At 69.4% G+C, this 20,753-nt stretch carries 14 protein-coding genes; 7 read left to right on the top strand and 7 right to left on the bottom strand.

Going from position 1 to position 20,753, the window contains the following annotated elements; all coding sequences use genetic code 11:
• Window positions 1–37 precede the first annotated feature (37 nt).
• On the bottom strand, window positions 38–1,132 hold the full coding sequence (locus tag AB0P11_RS12515; protein WP_082586550.1) for a PDZ domain-containing protein: 1,095 nt from the start codon (window positions 1,130–1,132) through the stop codon (window positions 38–40).
• Between the two features lie 117 nt (window positions 1,133–1,249).
• On the opposite strand from AB0P11_RS12515, the gene AB0P11_RS12510 reads away from it, so the two are divergent.
• Window positions 1,250–2,656 carry a zinc-dependent metalloprotease gene (locus AB0P11_RS12510; protein ID WP_363522248.1) on the top strand — a complete coding sequence of 469 codons (1,407 nt, stop codon included), beginning with the start codon at window positions 1,250–1,252 and terminating at the stop codon, window positions 2,654–2,656.
• Between the two features lie 789 nt (window positions 2,657–3,445).
• Here AB0P11_RS12510 and AB0P11_RS12505 read toward each other — a convergent pair.
• Entirely contained in the window at window positions 3,446–5,167 is a 1,722-nt protein-coding gene (locus tag AB0P11_RS12505) for an ATP-dependent helicase (protein ID WP_053095601.1), read from the bottom strand.
• Window positions 5,164–6,063 (bottom strand): NAD(+) diphosphatase, encoded by a 900-nt coding sequence (nudC, locus tag AB0P11_RS12500; RefSeq protein ID WP_363522246.1) that lies wholly within the window; start codon window positions 6,061–6,063, stop codon window positions 5,164–5,166. The genes AB0P11_RS12505 and nudC overlap by 4 nt, the downstream gene beginning before the upstream one ends.
• Before the next feature lie 64 nt (window positions 6,064–6,127).
• On the opposite strand from nudC, the gene AB0P11_RS12495 reads away from it, so the two are divergent.
• Window positions 6,128–7,477 (top strand): phosphotransferase, encoded by a 1,350-nt coding sequence (locus tag AB0P11_RS12495; protein ID WP_363522244.1) that lies wholly within the window; start codon window positions 6,128–6,130, stop codon window positions 7,475–7,477.
• Here AB0P11_RS12495 and AB0P11_RS12490 read toward each other — a convergent pair.
• Both AB0P11_RS12490 and AB0P11_RS12485 read right to left on the bottom strand, forming a co-directional pair.
• The gene (locus AB0P11_RS12490) at window positions 7,423–10,902 is read right to left on the bottom strand and encodes an ATP-dependent DNA helicase (protein ID WP_082586549.1); all 3,480 of its coding nucleotides are present in this window, start codon (window positions 10,900–10,902) and stop codon (window positions 7,423–7,425) included. The genes AB0P11_RS12495 and AB0P11_RS12490 overlap by 55 nt on opposite strands.
• Window positions 10,866–14,099, bottom strand: coding sequence for an ATP-dependent DNA helicase (locus AB0P11_RS12485; RefSeq protein ID WP_363522241.1), 3,234 nt, complete (start codon window positions 14,097–14,099; stop codon window positions 10,866–10,868). The genes AB0P11_RS12490 and AB0P11_RS12485 overlap by 37 nt, the downstream gene beginning before the upstream one ends.
• 186 nt (window positions 14,100–14,285) lie before the next feature.
• Between AB0P11_RS12485 and AB0P11_RS12480 the strand changes: the two genes are divergently transcribed.
• Together AB0P11_RS12480 and AB0P11_RS12475 are read left to right on the top strand one after the other, a co-directional pair.
• On the top strand, window positions 14,286–14,510 hold the full coding sequence (locus AB0P11_RS12480) for a DUF3107 domain-containing protein (RefSeq protein ID WP_053095596.1): 225 nt from the start codon (window positions 14,286–14,288) through the stop codon (window positions 14,508–14,510).
• Between the two features lie 7 nt (window positions 14,511–14,517).
• Window positions 14,518–14,805 (top strand): hypothetical protein, encoded by a 288-nt coding sequence (locus AB0P11_RS12475; RefSeq protein ID WP_363522239.1) that lies wholly within the window; start codon window positions 14,518–14,520, stop codon window positions 14,803–14,805.
• Between the two features lie 22 nt (window positions 14,806–14,827).
• Here the strand turns inward: AB0P11_RS12475 and AB0P11_RS12470 are convergent, their stop codons facing one another.
• Window positions 14,828–15,541: a ferritin-like fold-containing protein gene (locus tag AB0P11_RS12470; protein WP_053095594.1), complete on the bottom strand. Its 714-nt coding sequence runs from the start codon at window positions 15,539–15,541 to the stop codon at window positions 14,828–14,830.
• A gap of 167 nt (window positions 15,542–15,708) precedes the next feature.
• On the opposite strand from AB0P11_RS12470, the gene AB0P11_RS12465 reads away from it, so the two are divergent.
• Window positions 15,709–17,232 (top strand): DEAD/DEAH box helicase, encoded by a 1,524-nt coding sequence (locus AB0P11_RS12465; protein ID WP_363522237.1) that lies wholly within the window; start codon window positions 15,709–15,711, stop codon window positions 17,230–17,232.
• 73 nt (window positions 17,233–17,305) lie between these two features.
• Here the strand turns inward: AB0P11_RS12465 and AB0P11_RS12460 are convergent, their stop codons facing one another.
• Complete coding sequence (locus tag AB0P11_RS12460; RefSeq protein WP_363522235.1) at window positions 17,306–18,181, bottom strand: PHP domain-containing protein; 876 nt, start codon at window positions 18,179–18,181, stop codon at window positions 17,306–17,308.
• An 88-nt stretch (window positions 18,182–18,269) separates the two neighbouring features.
• Between AB0P11_RS12460 and AB0P11_RS12455 the strand changes: the two genes are divergently transcribed.
• A complete protein-coding gene (locus AB0P11_RS12455; RefSeq protein WP_056278102.1) occupies window positions 18,270–19,289 on the top strand; it encodes an endonuclease/exonuclease/phosphatase family protein in 1,020 nt (339 codons plus the stop codon).
• A 37-nt stretch (window positions 19,290–19,326) separates the two neighbouring features.
• The gene (locus AB0P11_RS12450; protein WP_363522232.1) at window positions 19,327–20,748 is read left to right on the top strand and encodes an aminopeptidase P family protein; all 1,422 of its coding nucleotides are present in this window, start codon (window positions 19,327–19,329) and stop codon (window positions 20,746–20,748) included.
• The last annotated feature ends 5 nt before the right edge of the window (window positions 20,749–20,753 follow it).

The raw sequence follows: 20,753 nt of genomic DNA, 5'->3' as shown, positions 1-20,753 counted from the left end.
CTAGGCACGCCTTACTGTGCTGCGGCTGTCATACCTGTCACGGGGAGGTCACGACGTCGCAGGTCGGGAGCGATCCCACGTCGCCGCCGTTCGCGATCACCTCGAGCGCGTCGAGCGATTCCTCCAGCGTCGAGGTGCTGATCACGGTCAGTCCGTCCGGCACGTGGCCGGTGACCTCGTCGCAGTTCGTCGACGGAGCGAGGAAGTACTCCGCCCCCGCATCACGGGCACCGTAGAGCTTCTGACGGATGCCGCCGATCGGCCCGACCGTCCCATCGGCCTCGATCGTGCCGGTGCCGGCGACGTTCTCGCCGCCGTTCAACTCCCCTTCGGTGAGGGTGTCGATGATGCCGAGCGCGAACATCATCCCGGCGCTGGGTCCACCGACGTTGTCGAGCTGGAGCGTCACATCGATCTCGAAATCGTAGTCCGTGCGCAACGTGACACCGATCAGCCACGTCGTCACGTCACCGTCGGTCTGCTCGACGGGCGTCACCTCGACCACCTGTTCCTCGCCGGAGCGCTGCACGGTGAGCGAGACCGGCGCGCCCTCCCCATCCTGGATCGCCTGACGCAGCTGCTTCGCGGAGGTCACCGCGGCGCCGTCCACTGCGGTGATGACGTCCTCCGCCTCGAGTGCTCCCTCGGCCGGTGCATCCTCGACGACCTCCTGGACGACGACCTCGGCTCCGGTGTCGTAGCCCAGCTCGTTGAGCGCTGCCGCGGTCGCCTCGTGCTGCGAGTCCACCATGAGTGTCGCGTTGCGTTCGTCGCGCTGCTCCGTCGTGACCCCCTCGGGGAACACGGAGTCGAGAGGCACCACCGCTCGTGAGGAGTCCATCCACGCGAGAGCGAGCTCGAACCAGCTCGGGGTGCGCTCACGGTTTCCGACGACCTGCACGGTCGTGAGGTCGAGAGTCCCTCCGGTCTCGAACGTCTCGGCGCCGTCGACCTGGATGAGCGGAACCTGCTCGCCGTCGGCTCCTGCCGCGGTGCCGAGGGTGTCGTAGACCGGGCCCGGACGCTGGATCACGTAAGGCGTCGGGAGGAAGGTCAGCACGACGAGCGCGATCAACGCGACGACCAGCGCCCAGACTCCCAGTCCGAGCTTGACAGACCGGGTTCGATCCACAGGGTTCCTCCGTCGTTCGCGGGCGGCGTACAGCGATCTGTCCGCTTCGGGGTCTCGCGGCCGATCCTGTGACTAGCGTAGATGCCACGGCTTTAGGCGTGCTGAGAGGCGAGCGACATGTCAGACAACGACCCGACCCCCGAGGACTTCCAAGAGTTCCTCCGACGCATGATGTCCGGCCAGGGCGCCGGAGACATCGACCCCGAGGCGCTGCAGAACGCCTTCGCGGGCATGGATGGGATCCAGATCGACCCGGCGATGATGCAGACGATCATGTCGCAGCTGCAGGGTGCGTTCGGCGGCGATCCCTGGGAGAACGCGCTGCGGCAGGCGCTGCACATCGCCAACCGCGACGGTCTCGGCATCACCGACGGCTCGCGGACCTCGCTTGTCGACTCCTTCGCCCTCGCGGACCTCTGGCTCGGCGAGGCGACCACGATCTCCGAACTCGGCGAGTCGCCGAAGGCCATGACGCGCGGCGAATGGGTCGAAGCGACCCTGCCCGTGTGGAAGGAGATCGCCGGCCCCGTGTCGACGAGCATCGCCGATGCGCTCACCAGCGCGCTCGACACGCAGGTGCCCGAAGAGATGCGCGACGTCGTGCAGGGCGCGGGCAAGCTCATGCGCGGTCTCGGCGGCTCGGTCTTCGCGGCGCAGTTCGGCCAGGTTCTCGGCAACCTCGCACTCGAAGTGGTGTCGGGCGGAGACGTCGGCATCCCGGTGCTTCCGGCCGGCACTGCCGCTGTCATCCCCCAGAACCTGACAGCATTCGGCGAGGGTCTCGAGATCCCCGAAGACCAGATCACCCTCTATCTCGCGACCCGCGAACTCGCATACGCCCGGCTGTATCGCCACTCGAAGTGGCTGCACCTGCACGTCATGGCGCAGATCACCGATTTCGCCCGCGGGGTCACGGTCGACGTGGATGCACTCGAGGACGTCGCAAGCCGTCTCGACCCGTCCAACCCCGAAGAGCTCCGCGCGGCCATCGAAGGCGGTGCGCTGCTTCCCACGCAGACCGACGCGCAGCGCGAGGCACTGGCCCGACTCGAGAACCTCGTCGCGACGATCGACGGCTGGGTCGACGTCGTGACAGCGCAGGCCACCTCCCGTCTTCCCGACGGTGCCCGCATCGCCGAAGCCGCTCGCCGCCGCCGCGCGGTGGGCGGTCCCGCCGAGGACGCACTCGGCGCTCTCGTCGGACTCAAGCTGCGGCCCCGTCGTCTGCGCGAGGCGTCGGCCATGTGGCAGGCGGTGACAGACGCCGTGGGCATCGCCGGGCGCGACTCCCTGTGGGACTACGCCGACCTCATGCCGACGTCGGACGACATCGACGACCCGTCGGCGCTCGTGGCGCGACTGCAGGCGAGCGCGCGGGGAGAGCAGCCGGTCGCCGATGAGTTCGACGAGGCGCTGGCACGTCTGCTGGATGGCGACGACTTCTCGCGAGAGCAGCCGGAGACGCCCGAAGGCGAGCAGGACACCGACGGTGACGACGGCCCAGGGGGAGACCGACCCGTGTGACCGACGGGGTGGCAGAGTCTCGAGGACTTTTCCACGGATGCCCGCGACTCCCCCACCGGGAGCTCGGCTTTGCGCAGAATCGAGGGATGTCTCCTCTGACACCCAAGACCATCACTCGCCTGGACCCCGCGGTTCCACTGCTCTGGCGCGACGGTGAGACACTGCAGATCGGCATCGAGGGGACGCTGCGCATCGCCGCCTCGGAACCGTGGGTCGAGCGTCTGATCGCTCGGATGGCCGCCGGATTCCGGCGCGGGGGCTTCGATGTCGTGGCACATGCCGCCGGCGCCCCGCGCGCAGAGGCGCGGATGCTCCTGTCGCGGCTCGAGCCGCTGCTCGTCGACGATTCTCCCGCTCCCCCGGCTGCGTGGGTGGAGAGCATCGACGTCGCCGACGCGCGATGCGAGTTCCGCATGCGCGAGGCGCTCCTCGACGAGGGCATCGCCGTCGGCGAGCGGGAGAATCCCCGCGACATCGGCATCGTGCTGGTCGAAGGTGCGGCGGCCGCGCTGCACTTCGCACGCTACCTTCGCGACGACACCTCGCACCTGCCGGTCGCGCTCGAGCGAGGACGGATCACGGTCGGACCCCTGGTGGTGCCCGGCGAATCGGCCTGCCTGACCTGCCGCGACGAGCATGAACGCGAGCGCGACGATGCCTGGCCCCGCATGCACGCCCAACTCATCGGGCGCGGCGCGGGTCCGATCAGTGCCGCGCGGATCACGGAGGCGGCGATGCTCGTCGCGCGGCTGCTCGCAGAGAGCGCGGCCCCGGGCTCGTTCGTGGAGGTCAGCGGCGAGGGGCGCCGCGACTGGCGCTCGGTGACGTTTCACGAAGAATGCCGGTGCCGCGAGCAGTCGTTCCCATCTCTGCCAGGAACCGCGACGGGGCGCGTTCCCCGCGTCCCGCTGAGCGCGACCACGACAGCGAGAGAGTACGCGCGGCCCGCGTGACGCCGACGTAAGCGAGGCGGCGCTCTTCGTCGATCGCCTCGAAGCCGGTGGCGTAGGAGATCGGAAGTGCGCCCTCCGCCCACCCCGCGAGGTAGACATGCGGCCATTCGAGACCCTTGGCGGCGTGCAACGTCGACAGAGTCACGGTGCGCATGGTGGGCTCGTGCTGGTCCTTCGCGCGCGCCATGAGCGCGTCGCTGAAGGTGCGCAGGGTCTCATCGGGTCCGGCGTCTTCGGCGAGACGCAGAATCGCCCGCCGAGCCTCCCAGCCGTCGCGCTGAGCTCCCCCGGCCGCAGGTGGCTCGTCGGAGAGACCGAGCTCGCGGAGGACCCTCTGGACCCCGGGCAGGAAACCGTGCTCGGTCGGCGCGACCGCGGCGGCCCGCAGGGCCAGGATCGCCTGTCGCACCTCGGGCATCGCGAAGAACCGGGTTCCACCCAGCACCGATGTCGCGATGCCCTCGGCGGCGAGCGCCTGCTGCAGCACCGCGGACTGCGCATGAGCCCGGTAGAGCACGGCGATCTCGGAGGGCGAAGCCCCTGACTCGATCCGCGCCGCCACGGCGGCGGCGATCCCCTCTGCCTCGTCGCGCTCGGAGTCGTACGCCGTGACCGTGGGCGAATCCGCGTTGAACGTCTCTCTCGCCGGGACGAGTTCGAGGGCGCCCGGCCGCCCCTTCATCAGGGCGTTCGCCGCTTCGAGGATCGGGGCCTGCGAACGGTAGTTGGTCTCGAGACGCACGACCGTGGCATCGGGATGCCGCCGCTCGAACTCGAGGAGGAATCGCTGTTCGGCGCCGGCGAACGAGTAGATGGTCTGACTCGCGTCACCGACGACGCAGATGTCCTTGCGATCGCCCAACCAGAGTTCGAGCAGGCGGTTCTGGAGCGGAGAGACGTCCTGGTACTCGTCGACCGTGAAATGCCGATACTGCTCGTGCACGGACGCTGCGACGCGAGGTTCGGCCTCGAGCATCCCGGCGCAGGCCAGCAGCACGTCCTCGAAATCGAGTTGGCGCCGCTCGTCCTTCAGCGCCTCATAGCGCTGCTGCAGTTCGACGAACTGAGCGGAGTCGACGCCGCTCAACGTGCGGCCGAGCGACGCGTGCTGTTCGATCGACAACATCGACACCTTGCGCCATTCGATCTCCGAGGCGAGGTCGCGAAGCGTCGCGGTGCTCGGCCGCAGTCGCATCGCGTCGGCAGCCTGGCCGAGCAGCCTCACCTTGTTGTCGATGATCGACGGAGCGGGCGATCCGGCCAGTGTGGGCCAGAAGAAGTTCAGCTGGGCGAGGGCGGCGGCGTGGAATGTCCGCGCGGCCACGCCCTCGACGCCGAGCGCGCGCAGACGACCCCTGAGCTCGCCCGCCGCCTTGGCCGTGAAGGTCACCGCCATGACGCGCGACGGCGAGTATGCACCCGTGTCGACGCCATGGGCGATCCGGTGAGTGATCACTCGGGTCTTCCCGGTTCCCGCACCTGCGAGCACGGCGACAGGACCGCGCAGCACGGATGCCGCCTCCCGCTGTCGATCGTCGAGGGCTTCGAGCGCGCTCACGCGCGCTCCTCGAACCAGTCGAGGATCAGTGCGCGGGCGATGGACGCGGGTCCGGGGAGGCCGACGGGTCCGTCACCGGCGAGAGCGGACCCGATCTCGTCACGGGTGAACCAGCGGACGTCGATGATCTCCTCCCCGTCGGGCCGCAGCTCGTGCTCATCCAGAGCGACGGCACGGAAGCCGAGCATGAGCGAGCGAGGGAAGGGCCACGGCTGAGACGAGACGTAACGCAGCGAGGCCAGCCGAACGCCGGATTCCTCCTCGAGCTCACGATGCACGGTCGACTCCAACGACTCGCCCGCCTCGGTGAATCCGGCGAAGCAGGAGTACATCCGGCCGCCCCAATTGGCGTTCGCCCCGAGCAGGAGCCGTTCGCCGTCAGAGCTCTCCACCGCGACGATGACGGCTGGGTCCGTCCGAGGGAAGTGCTCGCGACCGCAGACGAGGCAGCGGCGCGACCATCCGGCCTGGCGCAGCTCCGTCCCTCCGCCGCATCGGGGGCAGAACGGTGCGTCCCGCAGCCAGCCTCCCAGCGCGAGCGCCTCGATGAGCAGCTCCGTGTCACCCGAGCCGAGACGCGCGCCGAGGTCGCGGAGTCCCAGCCACACCTCGTCGGGTGCGGTGTCGACGGTGTCGCCCTCGGGCTGCAGAACGGCGAGAAGCACGGCGGTACCGTCACCTTCGCGCCCGAGGAGCGCCCAGGTCGCATCGACGATCTCGGCGGCGGGAACCCGCAGCAGCGTGGCCGATTCGAGGTCGGCGCCCGAAATGCGCACGCGGCCGTCTCGTACGGCGATGACCCGCGTCGCCTCGTCGGCGCGCAGACGATCGAGGACTCCGGGTTCGACCCGCAGATCCGCTGCGCGATCGAGGGATATGCTGCTGCCGGCGATCATCGTCTCCCTCTCTCACGGGCGTGGCGGAAGCTGGACCACCCCCACGTCCACCTACCCTGGAGGCATGGGACGCTCTCCATTCACTCTAGCCGCGGCGGTGACTGCCGCACTGCCCGGCGCCGAGGTGATCGGGGCCCGCACGCTCAGCGCCGACGGTGACGGACGCTTCGACTCCGCGGTCGCCACTCTCGCAGACGGGCGCGAGCTCGCGATCCGTGTCGCCGATGACGACGAGACCTCACGCGAGCTGGCCGCCGAGGCCCTCGCGCTGCGGGCTCTGACGGCCGGTGCGCGGGCGATGCTCCCCTTCCGAGCCCCGGAATACATCGGCGAGACGCGACTCGCAGACGCCCGCGCGCTCGTGACGGAGCTGCTGCCCGGATTCCAGATCGAGGCGGCGATGGTGCCGGCCGGCCGTGGCGCCGCCGAATCGATGGGTGCGGCGATCGCGGCAGTGCACTCCCTGCCCACCTCCGTCGTGAGAGGCGCCGGATTGGCGACGCGGTCTGCGCAGGAGAGCCGCGACGAACTCGCTCGACTGATCGACTCCGCGGCATCGACCGGGCGCGTCCCCGCGCGACTCACCGTGCGATGGCGCGACGCCGTCGCCGATGACGATCTCTGGCGGTTCGAATCGACGGTCGTGCTGGGCGGCGTGCAGTCGACCTCCTTCATCTTCCGGGACGACCCGGATCTCGGTCCCGAGGTCACCGGACTCATCGGCTGGCATTCGCTCTCCGTCGGAGATCCGGCGATCGATCTGTCGTGGCTGTCCACCGCCCCTGATGCGGCGCACGACGTCCATGCCGCGTACGCTCGGGCCGCCGACCGCGGGCCGGACGGCGCTCTCGAGGTGCGCGCACGCCTGCTCGCCGAGCTCGAATTCGCCCGATGGCTCGTCCACGGCGACTCCTTGCACCGACCCGACATCGTCGACGACGCCGCCGCCCTTCTCGAGGCACTCGCCGAAGGATTGCACAGCGACGATCTCGGCGTGATCGCGTCGCGCAACGAGGGCGTCGAGTCCGCCCTGGACGCGCTCGACAGAGTGCCGGCACGCGCCTCGGCGGGGGCCGACACGTCGATGCAGACCGACGCGTACAACCCGAACGAGCTGTGGCGCGACGACGACGCCGACGGTCCTGATGGCGATGCCGACGATCAGGCGACGAGCGATCTCAGCGACGCCGCCGCGGACGCCGCTCGTCGTCTCGAGGTCGGTGGTCTCGAGACGGAAGATCTTTCAGGCGTGCGCAGGCACACCGCGCAGGAGCCCACCGCGGAGCGACGCCCGGTCGATGACCCGGCGCGGACTGAGCGAGCGGACGGCTCAGACGAGGGATCGCCGGAGGACGAGGCTCAGCGGGCTGCCCGAGCAGCGCTCCAGCGCTGGAAGAGCTCCGACTCGGAGTAGACGCGGTCACCGCGGATGACGAGGTCGTCCGCGACGTAGTACAGCGCCACGTCGATCTCCTCCAGGGGCACTCCGAAACGACGGTGGTAGGCGAGACGGTAGAGCGCGAGCTGCAGCATCCGCTCCTCCCGTTCCCGAGGTGTGCGTGGGGCCTTGCCCGTCTTCCAGTCGACGATCTCGATGCGCCCGCCGCGATCTTCGCGTCGATAGACCGCGTCGAGTTTGCAGATGACGATATGGCGTTCGTCACCCGGCACAGCGCCACCCAGCGCGAAGTCGATCTCGATCTCGACCGCGATGGGCTTGAGCGCTCCCCACTCGCTGGCCTCGAAGATCGACTGCAGGGTCTCGAGGTCGGCGGCGTCGGCGGACGAGACCTCCGCTCCGCCGACGGTCTCGACGAACGAGAGATCATCCTCGTCGACCTCCCACAGCGCCTCGTCGACGCGCTGACCGACGCCGACGAGTTCGCTCCGCCGCTCGACCCATGCGTGGAACAGCGTGCCCAGCCGGGTCTGCCGATACGGCCGCTCAGGCATCGGGCGGACGATGGAAGACACGGTGCCGGTGAAATCGGTGACGTAGTCCTTGAAGCGGGAGGCCGGCACCCGGGTGGGCGGTGATGCGTCGGTGCCACGCAATCGGGCGGCGCGCTCGGCGAGCAGACGCGCCAGTTCGGGAGCGGCCTCCGGCTCCCCGTCGGCTGCCGCGCGCACGGCAGCGGCGGCTGCCTCGACGACTCCACGCCGAGCGCCGAGCGGGTCGAGAGGCCAGGTGAGCGTTGCGCCGGGGCCGTCGTAGGGGTTCTCGTCCGGATCCACGGGCTCGATCGGAGCGATTCCGAGAATCTCCATCGCCTCGGTCAGATAGGGGCTCGGCTTCTTCGGCTGCTTCTGCCCCGCCCAGTGGGCCCCGGTCAGAAGCAGATGACTGCGCGCCCTGGTGACGGCGACGTAGGCGAGTCGACGCTCCTCCTCCTGCTGATACTCGCGGTAGGCGTCCTTGAAGACCGTGATCGCGCCCGGCGCTGTCTTGCTCCTGCTGGTCAGCGATGCGATACCTGCCTTCAGCCGCTTCGCCGCATCGAGTTCTTCGTCCGAGGGCGCGATCCAACTGAAGGTCGGCAGGGCCGCGCTGTCGCCTCGCAGAGCGAACGGCAGCACTCCGAAGCCGAACCATCCTGAGGTGTCCGTCGGGCGCGACGGCAGTTCGCCCTCGACCATGCGGACGACGGCGACCGCATCCCACTCCAACCCCTTGGATCCGTGGATCGTCAGAAGTTGGACGACCCCGGGTTCGGGCGGCTCGGGCCGCGGCACCAGCTCGTCTGTGCTCTCGGCCTTCTCCAACCAGGCGAGGAGACTCGAGATGGTCCCCCGTTCGTCTGCGGCGAGGAACGACCGAACCTCGTCAGTGAACGCGCGCAGCTGCGTCGCCGCGATACGCGCCGGCCCTCTGGTCTCGTTCGCTGCGAGCTCGATGTCCAAACGCAGCTCGAGCTCGATCAGCCTCAGCAGATCGGGAAGCGGAAGCGACGACGCCCGTCGGAGGCGTTCGAGCATCTCGCCCGCGGCACGGATGCGAGAACGCCCGTCCGGCGTGATCCCGGCGAGAAGGCGGTAGTCGTCGCTGAGACCGCGGAGCACGTCGACGGCGTCGATGATCGACAGCGCCTCGTCCGCCCCCCGTGACGCGCGGATGCGTTTGCGGAGCTCGTCGTCCAGCGGCAGCAGCCCGCTGTCCCGACGGGAGAGCTCCGCCGCGAGCTGCTGCAACGCCGCCATGTCGGCGACACCGACGGAGAATCGAGGACCGACGAGGAGCCTGATCAACGCAGAGCCCGCCGTCGGATCGTGCAGCACGCGCAGCGTCGACACGACATCGACGACCTCGGGGGTCGCCAGGAGTCCCCCGAGCCCCAGGATGCGGTGCGGAATCCCTTCTGCGGCAAGGGCCGCCGCGAACGTCTGCATGTGCCGCTTCGACCGGAACAGCACCGCTCCGGTATGCGGCTTCGCGAGGTCGTCGTGCTCCGCGCGACGCGCCGCGAACCATTCGGCGACCGCGCGAGCCTCGTCATCGACGGTGAGCGGGAAGCTCATCTCGACCGCCCCGGGGCCGGCGCCGGGACGAGACTCGAGCGGTGGCACATCCAATCCGGGCCTGCGCAGCGGACCGAGGATGCGGTTGGCGACACCGAGGATGCTCCGGTCGTTGCGCCAGCTCGTCATCAGACTGTAGTTGCCGACGCTCTCGTGTTCGGAGAAGGTGCGCGCGAAGGCGTGCAGATTGTCCGCGCTGGCGCCTCGCCATCCGTAGATCGACTGGTGCGGATCCCCGACCGCCATCACCGCGGTGTCGCGGAAGAGTCGGGCGAGGAACTGCGTCTGGATCACCGAGGTGTCCTGGTATTCGTCCAGCAGCACCACCTGATGCTGCTGCCGCAGGTCCTCGCGCACGTCGGGAGACGACTCCACGATGTCGTAGGCGCCGCTGACCTGGTCGGCGAAGTCCAGCACTCCGCGGCGCTCCTTCTCGGCGATGTAATCGCGCACCAGGACGGACAGAGCGGGAAGAGCGCGCAGGTTCGCAGCCGCGGTCGCGACCTCCGCGTTGCTGAGGTACGGCTCGAACGCCTCGGCCTGGCGCAGCGCGATGCGATCGGCGCGGTCGAGATCGACCCGGTGATCGAGCGAGTCGCCGGCCAATCTCTGAACCGCGTCGACCACCCCCGCCACCGACCGGTCGATCTCCTCCAGCTCCGGCAGGTCGGCGCGCAGCACCACGTCGCGCACGAGCATCCAGGATGCGGCTTGGCTGAGCATGGCGACGTCGGAGTCGCGCCCGATGCGCGCCGCGTGCTCACGCACGATGCCATCCGCGAACGCGTTGTAGGTCGAGACCTTCGGACGGATCAACAAATCCTCGGCCGAACGGGGGGTCGAGACCGCCCCGGTGCCGAAACGTGCGGCGAGCTCGTCGAGCACCTGCGATCGGACGACCTCGCGCTGTCTGGCGTTCGCGGCTCTCGACACCCGATCGAGGGCACCGCTCGCCACGATCTCAGGCAGGTGCGGCAGCAATCCTCGTCTCCCATATTCGTCGATGAGCGCCAGACGGACGCCGATGCGCTCCGCGAGCTCACCCGCGGCCTTCCGCGTGAAGGTCAGGCCGAGGATCTGATCGCGTCGCACATGCCCGTTCGCGACCAGCCAGACGACGCGGCCGGCCATCGTCTCGGTCTTTCCGCTGCCCGCGCCCGCGACCACCAAAGCCGGCGCCGGTGGCGACTCGATCACCCGCTGCTGGGCCTCCGTCGGTGCGGGGAGACCGAGCGCGGCGGCGACGTCCAGAGCAGAGATCCCGTTCCCCGCTCCCGTCCACGCCGTCACGCGCTCACCGCGGCGACGGTGTGGATGCGGCACGGCTGGACTCGCCATTGCGTGTCCGCGCAGTGAGCCTCGACATGGGCCGTGAAGCTCGCCGCCGACATCCCTCGGGCGGCTTCCGCGATCCGCCCGAGGAACTGGACACGCTCTTCACCGGCGAGGGTGTGCTGGTGCGCCACGCGGAAATCGCTGCCGGCCAGGGTCTTGGCGACCAAGACCAGGCGCGCGCCGGCGAGGGCCGCAGGATCCGCTCCCGCCACGAGTCCTTCCTGCACCGCCACCTGGTATGCGGCGAGCTGGGCGTGGTCCGCCACCTTCTGCTCGCTCTCCGGCTCGTACTTGCCGGTCTTCAAGTCCACGACCACGACTCGCTCCCCGCTCTGCGCATCGGCCATGCGCGTCCACTTCTGTCCCCGCGCCTTCGCATGCTCTCCACCACCCGCCGTGTACGCCTCGACCCGGTCGATGAAGCCGTGCACGATCGCATGGTGCGGATGGGGGTCGCCGTCGACGCTCGCCACACGCACGCCCGGCGCGATGCCCTCCTGCTCGGGCACCTCGACCGCGAACCGGAACTCCACCTCGCCGGCGATCACTCGACCGCCTTCGTCCGACACGTCCGACAGGTAGCTGTGCAGTCGATCGATGTACAGATCGGCGCGGCGCCTCTCCTTGCGACCTATCCAGGCCGTCTCGAAATCGAGCTCCGGCCAATGCTCGGCCAGGACGTCACACAGACGGTCCAGTTCGCCGTCGGGCACCTGCTCCATCGCCTCGTGGATGATCGTGCCGATTCCGGCCGACGGCGGCATCACGGTGTCGCCGCCCAGGGCGGACACCGCCCAGTTCAGCTCGCACTCCTCGAAGGACTCCATCCGCGACGGCGAGACCCGGGCGGCGTCGACGGCGAGGTCGTGCAGCGGTGCATCGGTCGTCGGCGGCATCACTCCGTACCACTCGTCCGGATCGGCACCCGGCACTCCCTCCCGCGCGAGCACCGCCAGCTGGGCGGAGGCGTGGTCTCGGGCGGCACGGACGCTCGAGGTCGTCAGTACCCGACGATGACGCGCCACGAGACCGCGCAGCGTGAGCGGGTGCTCGGCCGAGGCATGCAGCTCGGGCGGGTCGGGCGGCGGGAGGAAGCCGAAGAACGCACTGGGTGTCATGTCGTCGTCATCGACCGCGGTGATGAGGAGTCTGCTCCGCGAACGAGAGATGGCGCGGACGAACAGCCGCAGCTCATCGTGCAGAGCGGCGCGGCTCCTGTCGAGTGCCTCGGGCGGGTGCTCGGCGGTTCCGGTGCGGGATGCGAGCAGTGCGTCGGCGAGACGCCAGGACTGGAGCATCCCGCCGCGCAGCCGCACATTCGGCCAGATTCCGTCCTGCACTCCGGCCACCACGACCGCGTCGAACTCCGTTCCGAGTGCGGTCGCCGGTGTGAGCAGGGTCACACGGCCCGGCCGGTCGGGACTCGAGAGGGAGTCTTCGGGCACCTCGCTGTCGAGGATGTCGCGCACGAAGACCTCCGGCTTCTCGTTCGGGGTGCGCTCGACGAATCGCTTGGCCGCACCGAACAGGGAGACGAGCGCATCGAGGGCTCGCGCCGTCTCCGCGCCGCTGGTCTGCAACGACATCTCACGCCAGGCGATCTGGAGCTTGCGCCCGTCGACCGCTCTGGCCTGGTCCCAGACCCGCCACAGGAGATCGTGGATCGTCTCGCCGTCGGCAGCCGCGGCGGCCACATCTGCGATCGTCGCGGCGAAGCGCGCGGCCAGGCGCGATTCCTGGGCGTCGATGAGCGTGAAGTGGTCGGGCGATGCCAGCGCCTGGCGCAGCAGTTCCCGTGCGGGCGTCGAGCCCCCCAGGTCGAGCTCGATATGGCGCAGACGAGCGCGAAGGCGTCGGAGCCCGATCGCATCCATGCCTCCGAAGGGAGTGCGGAGCGCCTCCTCCCAGTCCTGGGGAGTCCGCTCCTCGGCCGGCGTGAGGGCCAGGCGCACGATGCCGACGATGTCGCGCACGATCGGCTCGGAGCCGAGAGGACGTTGCACGCCCGCGGCTCTCGTCGGGATCTCCCGCGCGGCGAGCTCTGCGTCGAGCTGCGTGACCTGCCTGGTGTCGTGTGCGATGACCGCGATGCGATCCCACGGGACGTCATCCACGAGATGCCATTCGCGCATGACACCCGCGATGCGGTCGAGCTCTTCATGCGGTGACGGGGCGATGAAGGTGCTCACGTCGCCGGGGGCGCCCGGGCTGTGCGCGGCGACGGGCTCGGGCGCGCGCCTGTGGTCGACGCGACCCGACACGCCGATCGCCTGCGTGACGGTGCGGGTCAGCGCGGTGAGCGCCGGCGCCTGACGATGAGGGACATCGAGCACGTGGACCTCGCCCAGCGCCGTGGCGAGCTGCGCGAACAACTCGGGGCTCGCGCCGCGGAAAGCTCCGGAGGAGATGTCAGGATCGCCGAAGGCGAGCACTGCCGTGCCTCGCGCACGGAGCGCCTCGACCACCGCGATGCCACCGCGCGTCAGCTCCTGCGCGTCGTCGATGAGCACCACCCTGAGGTCGGCGAGAGGGCCGAGGGCACTCGGCTCGGCGGTGCGCAGGATCGTGCACGCCTCGGCGAGCAGGTCTGCCGCGTCGCGGTGGGATGCCCGTGCCAGGTCGAGCACGGCGCGGTATTCGACGAGGAACTCGGCGACGGACGACCAGGCGGGGACATCGGACGTGCGCAGCTCGTCTGGCTGCGCCCCCAGTTCGACGCATTCCGCGAGGAAGGCACGGAGCTCGGAGCGGAACCCCTTGGAGGCGCGTACGGCGGGGCTCAGCGCCTGCGGCCAGTCGATGCGCTCGTCCTCCGCATCGCCGGCGAGGAGCTCGGCGATCAGGCGGTCCTGGTCTGCGCCGGTCAGCAGAGCCGCTGGCTCCGCCCCTTCGCGGACCATCGCTCCGCGCACCACCTGGAATGCGAACGACCCGAGCGACCTGGCCAGCGGCCCGGGAGTGGCCTGACCGATCCTGACCCCGATGCGGTCCCGCAGCGCGGTCGCCGCCTGCCTGCTGGGAGTGAGGACGAGGACCTGCTCCGGACGCATCCCCGCTGTGTCGAGCAGATGGACGACGCGCTCGGTGAGAGTGCGGGTCTTGCCCGTGCCGGGCGCCCCGATGATGACGCCGGATGCCGAGGCGTCTGCACCGATCACGGCGTTCTGCGCGGCATCCTCTGTCATGTCCTCCACGCTACTGCGGCGCGCCGACATCGCCGGGCGTCGGCGTCTCGCGACGGTGTGCGCTCAGGGCGAAACCGGCCCGATCCGCGGATCCCGTCACCTCGCCGCCCGGTAGAGTTGGGCTCAGTCGTCGACCTCCGAGGTCGACTCGACCACAGCATCGTCGACTGGAAAACAGGAGTACGCGTGGAAATCCGCATCGGCATCATCAACACCGGCCGCGAGCTCAGCTTCGAGACCGCATCGAGCGCGGACGAGGTCCGCACGCAGGTCTCCTCGGCTCTCGAGCAGAACACTTCTCACCTGAGCTTCGCCGATGTCAAGGGCAACTCCTACCTGGTTCCGACCGCGAACCTCGCGTACATCGAGCTCGGCACCGAGGAGTCTCGTCGCGTCGGCTTCTTCGCCTGACCCCACGATGTACATCCTCCTCGCTCTCGTCGGGGCGTGCGCGCTCGGCATCGCGGCCCACTACATGATCGGTGGGCGGGAGTTGCGCGGGGTCGCTCTCACCCCCGCTGTCGCCACGGCCCTCGCGGCCGTCGTCTACACCGGCCTGCAGTGGCTCGGCGTGGGCGAGGACAGCATCTGGCTATGGCTCGCGAGCGTCGTGGGCTCCGTCGGCATCGCGGCAGTCGCCACCGTCGTGATCGTCGCGTCGCGCCGACGCAGCGATGCCGCGGCCAAGGCGGCGCTCGGCATCTGATGCCGTCGGCCGGGTCCGTCGGCTAGGAGGCGAGACCCATCGCATCCATGCGGCGTGCGTGCGCGCCCATCAGCTCGGTGTAGACCAATTCGACGCGGTCCTCGCTCATCGCGGCGAGCTCGGGCTGACGCAGCGCGGACCGGCACACCAGGATCGTGTCCCCCACGAGCCGGCGCGCCCACATCGAGAGCAGCGACCGCCACTCGCCGTCGCCGTCGATCGTCTCCTGGATGATGGCGACGATCTCGTGTCGCGCGTCGTCCTCGGAGAGGATCTCCGCGACCCTCTCCCCCGTGTCGCCGTAGCTCGAGGCGAGTGCGAAGTAGAAGTCGTCGAGCATCCCTGCCGTGATGTAGACGGCGAGGAGAGTCTCCCGCGGACGCGCGCCGATGGTCTTGCGCCGGAAGGCGTCGAGGTTCTCCCGGAACGGGAGCATGAGCTGCGTCGGATCGTCTCCGCGCTCCGCGATGAGTTCGACGATCGCCCGATGCTTGGTGAGCGCAGCACCGGCTGCCCGGGAGAGCGCCTCCTTCTCGGAGAGCTCCGGAGTCGCCCTGATCAGCCGCGTGAGCGTCTCGAAGTACCCCAGCTGGAGGTACGCCGCCTGTCCCAGGAATCGCGGCAGCTCCGGCGCGAGTTCGGCGAAGTCGACCCGCGTCGCCGCTCCTTGATCGCCCCGACTGCGCAACGTCATCGTGCGCCGGGGCGTCCTACGCTTCCAGAACCAGTTCACCACGGGGTTCACACTACCCGGGGGACGCGATATTCCCGGGCGTCGCCACCCCCTCGGGTAGGCTGTCCCTGTCCCCGCCGTCGGAGCGGGGCCCGCGCCTGTGGCACAAGAGACGGCGTGGATCCGTGAACATGGCGATCCTCGCAGGTCGCCGGACAGGCATCTGAACATTGACAACCTTCGCTGATCTCGGAATCGATCAGGACATCATCGACGCTCTCGCCTCCAAGGGCATCGTCGACGCATTCCCGATCCAGGAGCAGACCATCCCCCTCGGCCTTCCGGGCCAGGACATCATCGGCCAGGCCAAGACCGGAACAGGCAAGACGTTCGGCTTCGGCATCCCCGTGGTGCAGCGGCTCGGCCTCGACCCCGAGCACGGCGTCAAGGCGCTCATCGTGGTGCCGACGCGCGAGCTCGCGGTGCAGGTGTACGAGGACATCGACCTGTTGACGAGCAACCGCTCCACCAGCGTCGTCGCGATCTACGGCGGCAAGGCATACGAGGGCCAGATCGACCAGCTCAAGGCGGGCGCCCAGATCGTCGTCGGCACGCCCGGTCGCCTGATCGACCTCGCCGGCCAGCGTCTGCTCGACCTCTCCAACGCGACCGAGGTCGTGCTCGACGAGGCCGACAAGATGCTCGACCTCGGATTCCTCGCGGACATCGAGAAGATCTTCCAGAAGGTCCCGGCCGTCCGTCACACCCAGCTGTTCTCCGCGACCATGCCCGGACCGATCGTCGCGCTGGCTCGTCGGTTCATGACGAACCCGATCCACATCCGCGCGACCGACCCCGACGAGGGTCTCACGCAGGCGAACATCAAGCACCTGGTGTACCGCGCCCACTCGCTCGACAAGGACGAGATCATCGCCCGCATCCTCCAGGCGGAGGGTCGCGGCAAGACGGTGATCTTCACCCGTACCAAGCGCGCCGCGCAGCGCCTCGTCGACGAGCTCAGCGACCGCGGCTTCAACGTCGGCGGCGTGCACGGCGACATGGGACAGGACCAGCGCGAGCGGTCGATGGCCGCGTTCAAGGCCGGCAAGCGCGACGTCCTCGTCGCGACCGATGTCGCCGCCCGCGGCATCGACGTCGACGATGTCACGCACGTCATCAACCACACCATCCCCGACGAGGACAAGACGTACCTGCACCGCGCCGGTCGCACCGGCCGTGCGGGCAAGACCGGCATCGCCGTGACCTTCGTCGACTGGGAGGACCTGCACAAGTGGGCGCTGATCAACCGCGCCCTCGAATTCGGGCAGCCCGACCCGGTCGAGACCTACTCCTCGAGCCCGCACCTGTTCAGTGACCTCGACATCCCCGCAGGCACCAAGGGCCGTCTCGTCTCGGCTCCCAAGACCCAGTCGGTGAAGACCGAGCGCGCACCGCGCCCCGAGCGTGCGGCCGATGCCGCGGCCGAGGGCACGGATGAGGGCGGCACCCGCCGTCGTCGGCGTCGTCGGGGCGGCTCGACCCCGGTGGGCTCGACGTTCGCCGAGGGCGCTGCCGACGCATCAGCCGGAGACTCTCAGTCCTCGCCGTCAGCGGACCGCGGCGCCGAGGGCGCCGGCACCCACGACGGCGCAGGCAGGGAGCATCACGACGGCAAGCCGGCCCCGGCCCGTCGTCGCCGTCGTCGCCGCGGGGGTTCGGGCGGCGCGGGAGCGGCTCCGGTCGTCGGAGCCTGATCGACTCCACCTCAGGGACTCACAGAGGGGCGGATGCTGCAGCTGCGGCATCCGCCCCTCTGCCGTCCCGGCGTCAGGCGTAGCGGGGCGCGGAGCCGGTCGCGCGCTCGATCAGTCGCTCCACCATCTCGTCGGATGTGGTGTTCTCGCCCGGCAGATTGGGTTTCCCGGTGCCGTGATAGTCGCTCGAGCCGGTGACGATGAGATCGTGCTTCGCGGCGATCGCGTGCAGCGTCTTCCGGCCTGCCGCGGTGTTCTCCCGATGATCGATCTCGAAACCGCCCAGGCCTGCGGCGATGAGCTGCTCGATGAACGGCACCGGCATCATGTGGTCGCGGCCGATCGTGGCAGGGTGCGCGATGATCGCCACCCCTCCGGCCTCGGTGATCAGACGCACTGCCGTGAGCGGGTCGGGCGCGTAGTGCGGCTCGTAGTAACCCTCTCTGGGGTGCAGAATCCCGTCGAACGCCTCGGTGCGGTCGCGCACGATTCCGCGGGCCACAAGGGCATCGGCGATGTGCGGACGGCCGACCGTCGCGTCGAGAGTGGTCTGGGCGAGGACATCGTCCCAGTCGAGGTCGTAGTCACGACCGATGCTGCGGACGATCCGCTCGGCACGACCGATCCGGTCGTCTCTGATGCGATCGGTCTCGGATCCGAGCGCCTCGTCGAGCGGATCGAAGAGGTAGCCCAGCACGTGCACACTGCGCCACTCGTGTTTCGCGGAGAGTTCCATGCCGGGGATGAACGTCATCCCGAGCTCGGCCGTCGCCGCCGCCGCCTCGTCCCACCCCGTCGTGCGATCGTGATCGGTCAGCGCCATCGTGCGCACCCCGAACCGGTGTGCCTGGCGCACGACATCGCCGGGCGACTCCGTTCCGTCCGAGTGGTTCGAGTGCATGTGCAGGTCGGACGGACCGGCGAAACGGCGGGATCGAGCGGTGGCCATGCTCCGAGCGTACCGACGACCGTGGACGTCGGCCGCGCACGCCTGTCGCTCTAGGGACTTCACAGAGAGGACTTCTAGGCTGAAGAGGATGTTTCGACTACTGGGGATCCTCGTCACCGTGCTGCTCGCGATCGCGACGGCCGTCGTCGTCTGGCCGCAGTTCTTCCATCTCGAGCAGACCTATCCGTTCGCGCAGATCGTCGCCGCCCGCGGCGTGGTCCTGGCGGCATTCCTCCTCGTCGCGGCCGTTTCGCTGCTGCTCCTGCTCGCGAAGCCGTTGCGCGGCTTCGCGGCATCCGTACTGATCGTCGCCCTGCTCGGCGCCGGTGCGACGGGAGTCATCGGCTTCATGCGCGGGTTCGGCGCGGACACGCTCCCCGCCGCCACCGATTCGAGCATCCGGGTGCTCACCTGGAACACCGCCGGCGACGAGGTGTCCGCCGAGGAGATCGCGCGGGAGATCCTCGAGCGTGGCGCTGACGTCGTCGCATTGCCCGAGACCACCGAAGAGGTGGGCGAGCAGATCGCCGTGCTGCTGCGCGATCAGGATCACCCCATGTGGGTGCACCATGTGCAGTTCAAGCCCGACGTCGTCGACGGCCCCAAGTCCTGGCACACGACCGTCCTCGTCTCCCCCGACCTCGGCGAGTACTCCGTGATCGAGTCGTCCGAGGACGGCTCCAACAACACCGGCTCGGTGCCCAGCGCGGTGCTGATGCCGGTCGATGGCGAGGGTCCGACGATCGTCGCGGTGCACGCCGTCGCGCCCCGGATGGAGGACATGGCGCAGTGGCAGAGCGACCTGCGCTGGATCGCTGACCAGTGCCCCGAGGGGAACTTCATCCTCGCGGGTGACTTCAACGCGACGATCGACCACATGGCGGGGCTCGGCGTCGACGGCGGCGACATGGGGTACTGCCGCGACGGCGCGAGCCGCTCCGGCAACGGATACAGCGGCACATGGCCGAGCTCGCTGCCGGCGCTGCTGAGCACCCCGATCGACCACGTCATGGCGTCGCCGAGCTGGTCCACGACGGGTTCCGTCGTGATCGGCGGCTCGGGAAGCGACCACCGCGGTCTCGTGGTGCAGCTCGAACCCGCAGGCTGACATGCCGTGGCCGTCGCTCAGGTGACAGACTGGAGGGATGAGCACCGCTGAGCGCGACACGATCGCAGAGCCCACGACCGAGACTCCCGCCGACACGATCACCACGAATCGGAAGCAGCCCTTCCCCCGCGGATTCCTCGACACGATCTCGACCGGATGGGCGGAGCGCCCCGAGTCGATCCCCGCGCCGCGAGCGCAGGCGCCGTTCGCCGCCGTGCGTCGCGCCGCCCTGTCCGCTGCCTTCCCCGGCAAGCGACTCGTCATCCCTGCCGGTTCGCTCAAGCAGCGCAGCAACGACACCGACTACCCGTACCGTGCGCATTCGGCCTTCGCACACCTCACGGGATGGGCTTCGGATGCCGAGCCCGACTCGATCCTCGTGTTCGAGCCGGCCGAGTCCGGCCACGATGTGACGCTGTACTTCCGGGAGCGCGCCGATCGCACCACCACGGAGTTCTATGCGGACGCCACGGTCGGTGAATTCTGGATCGGCCCTCGCCCGTCTCTCGCCGGCGTCGCGGCAGACCTCGACATCGCGACCGACCACCTCGAGAGGTTCTCGGCCGCCGAGGGAGAGCTCGTGCTCGACGAGGACGACGACCTCACCCGCTTCGTCTCGGAGCTGCGGCTCGTGAAGGACGAGTACGAGATCGCCGAGATGCGCCGAGCGGTGGACATCACTGCGCAGGGATTCGAGGACGTCATCCGTTCGCTGCCCGACGCGATCGCTCATGCTCGCGGCGAGCGCGTCGTCGAGGGCGTCTTCCACCGCCGCGCGCGCGAAGACGGCAACGGCGAGGGGTACGACACGATCGCCGCATCGGGTCCCCATGCCTGCTACCTGCACTGGACCCGCAACGATGGCACGGTCGTGCCGGGAGACCTCATCCTCGTCGACGCGGGCGTCGAAGCGGACAGCCTGTACACCGCGGACATCACCCGCACGCTCCCCGTCTCCGGAACCTTCACCGAGGTGCAGCGCCGGGTGTACGAGACGGTGCGCGAGGCCGCTGATGCCGCGTTCGCCGCGGCTCGAATCGGGGTGCGCTTCCGCGAGGTCCACGAGGCGGCCATGCGCGTCATCGCCGCGCGCGTCGCCGAATGGGGAATGCTCCCCGTGAGCGCACAGGAGGCGCTGGACGGCGACACCGGCGGGCAGCACCGCCGCTACATGGTGCACGGCACGTCGCACCACCTCGGCATCGACGTCCATGACTGCGCTCAGGCCCGGCGTGAGATGTACTACGACGGCATCCTCGCCCCGGGAATGGTCTTCACGATCGAACCCGGCCTCTACTTCCAGATCGACGACCTCACCGTTCCCGAGGAGTACCGGGGTATCGGTGTGCGAATCGAGGACGACATCCTGATGACCGAGGACGGCCCGGTGAACCTCTCGGCGGACATCCCGCGCACGGCGGACGAGGTCGAAGCCTGGATCGCACGAGTCCAGCACTGACCTCA

The sequence above is a fragment of the Microbacterium sp. NPDC079176 genome (assembly GCF_040686675.1).
In the GTDB taxonomy this organism is placed as follows: domain Bacteria; phylum Actinomycetota; class Actinomycetes; order Actinomycetales; family Microbacteriaceae; genus Microbacterium.
Note: the sequence above shows the minus strand (reverse complement) of the source record. Positions and strands in the feature narration are given on the sequence as shown.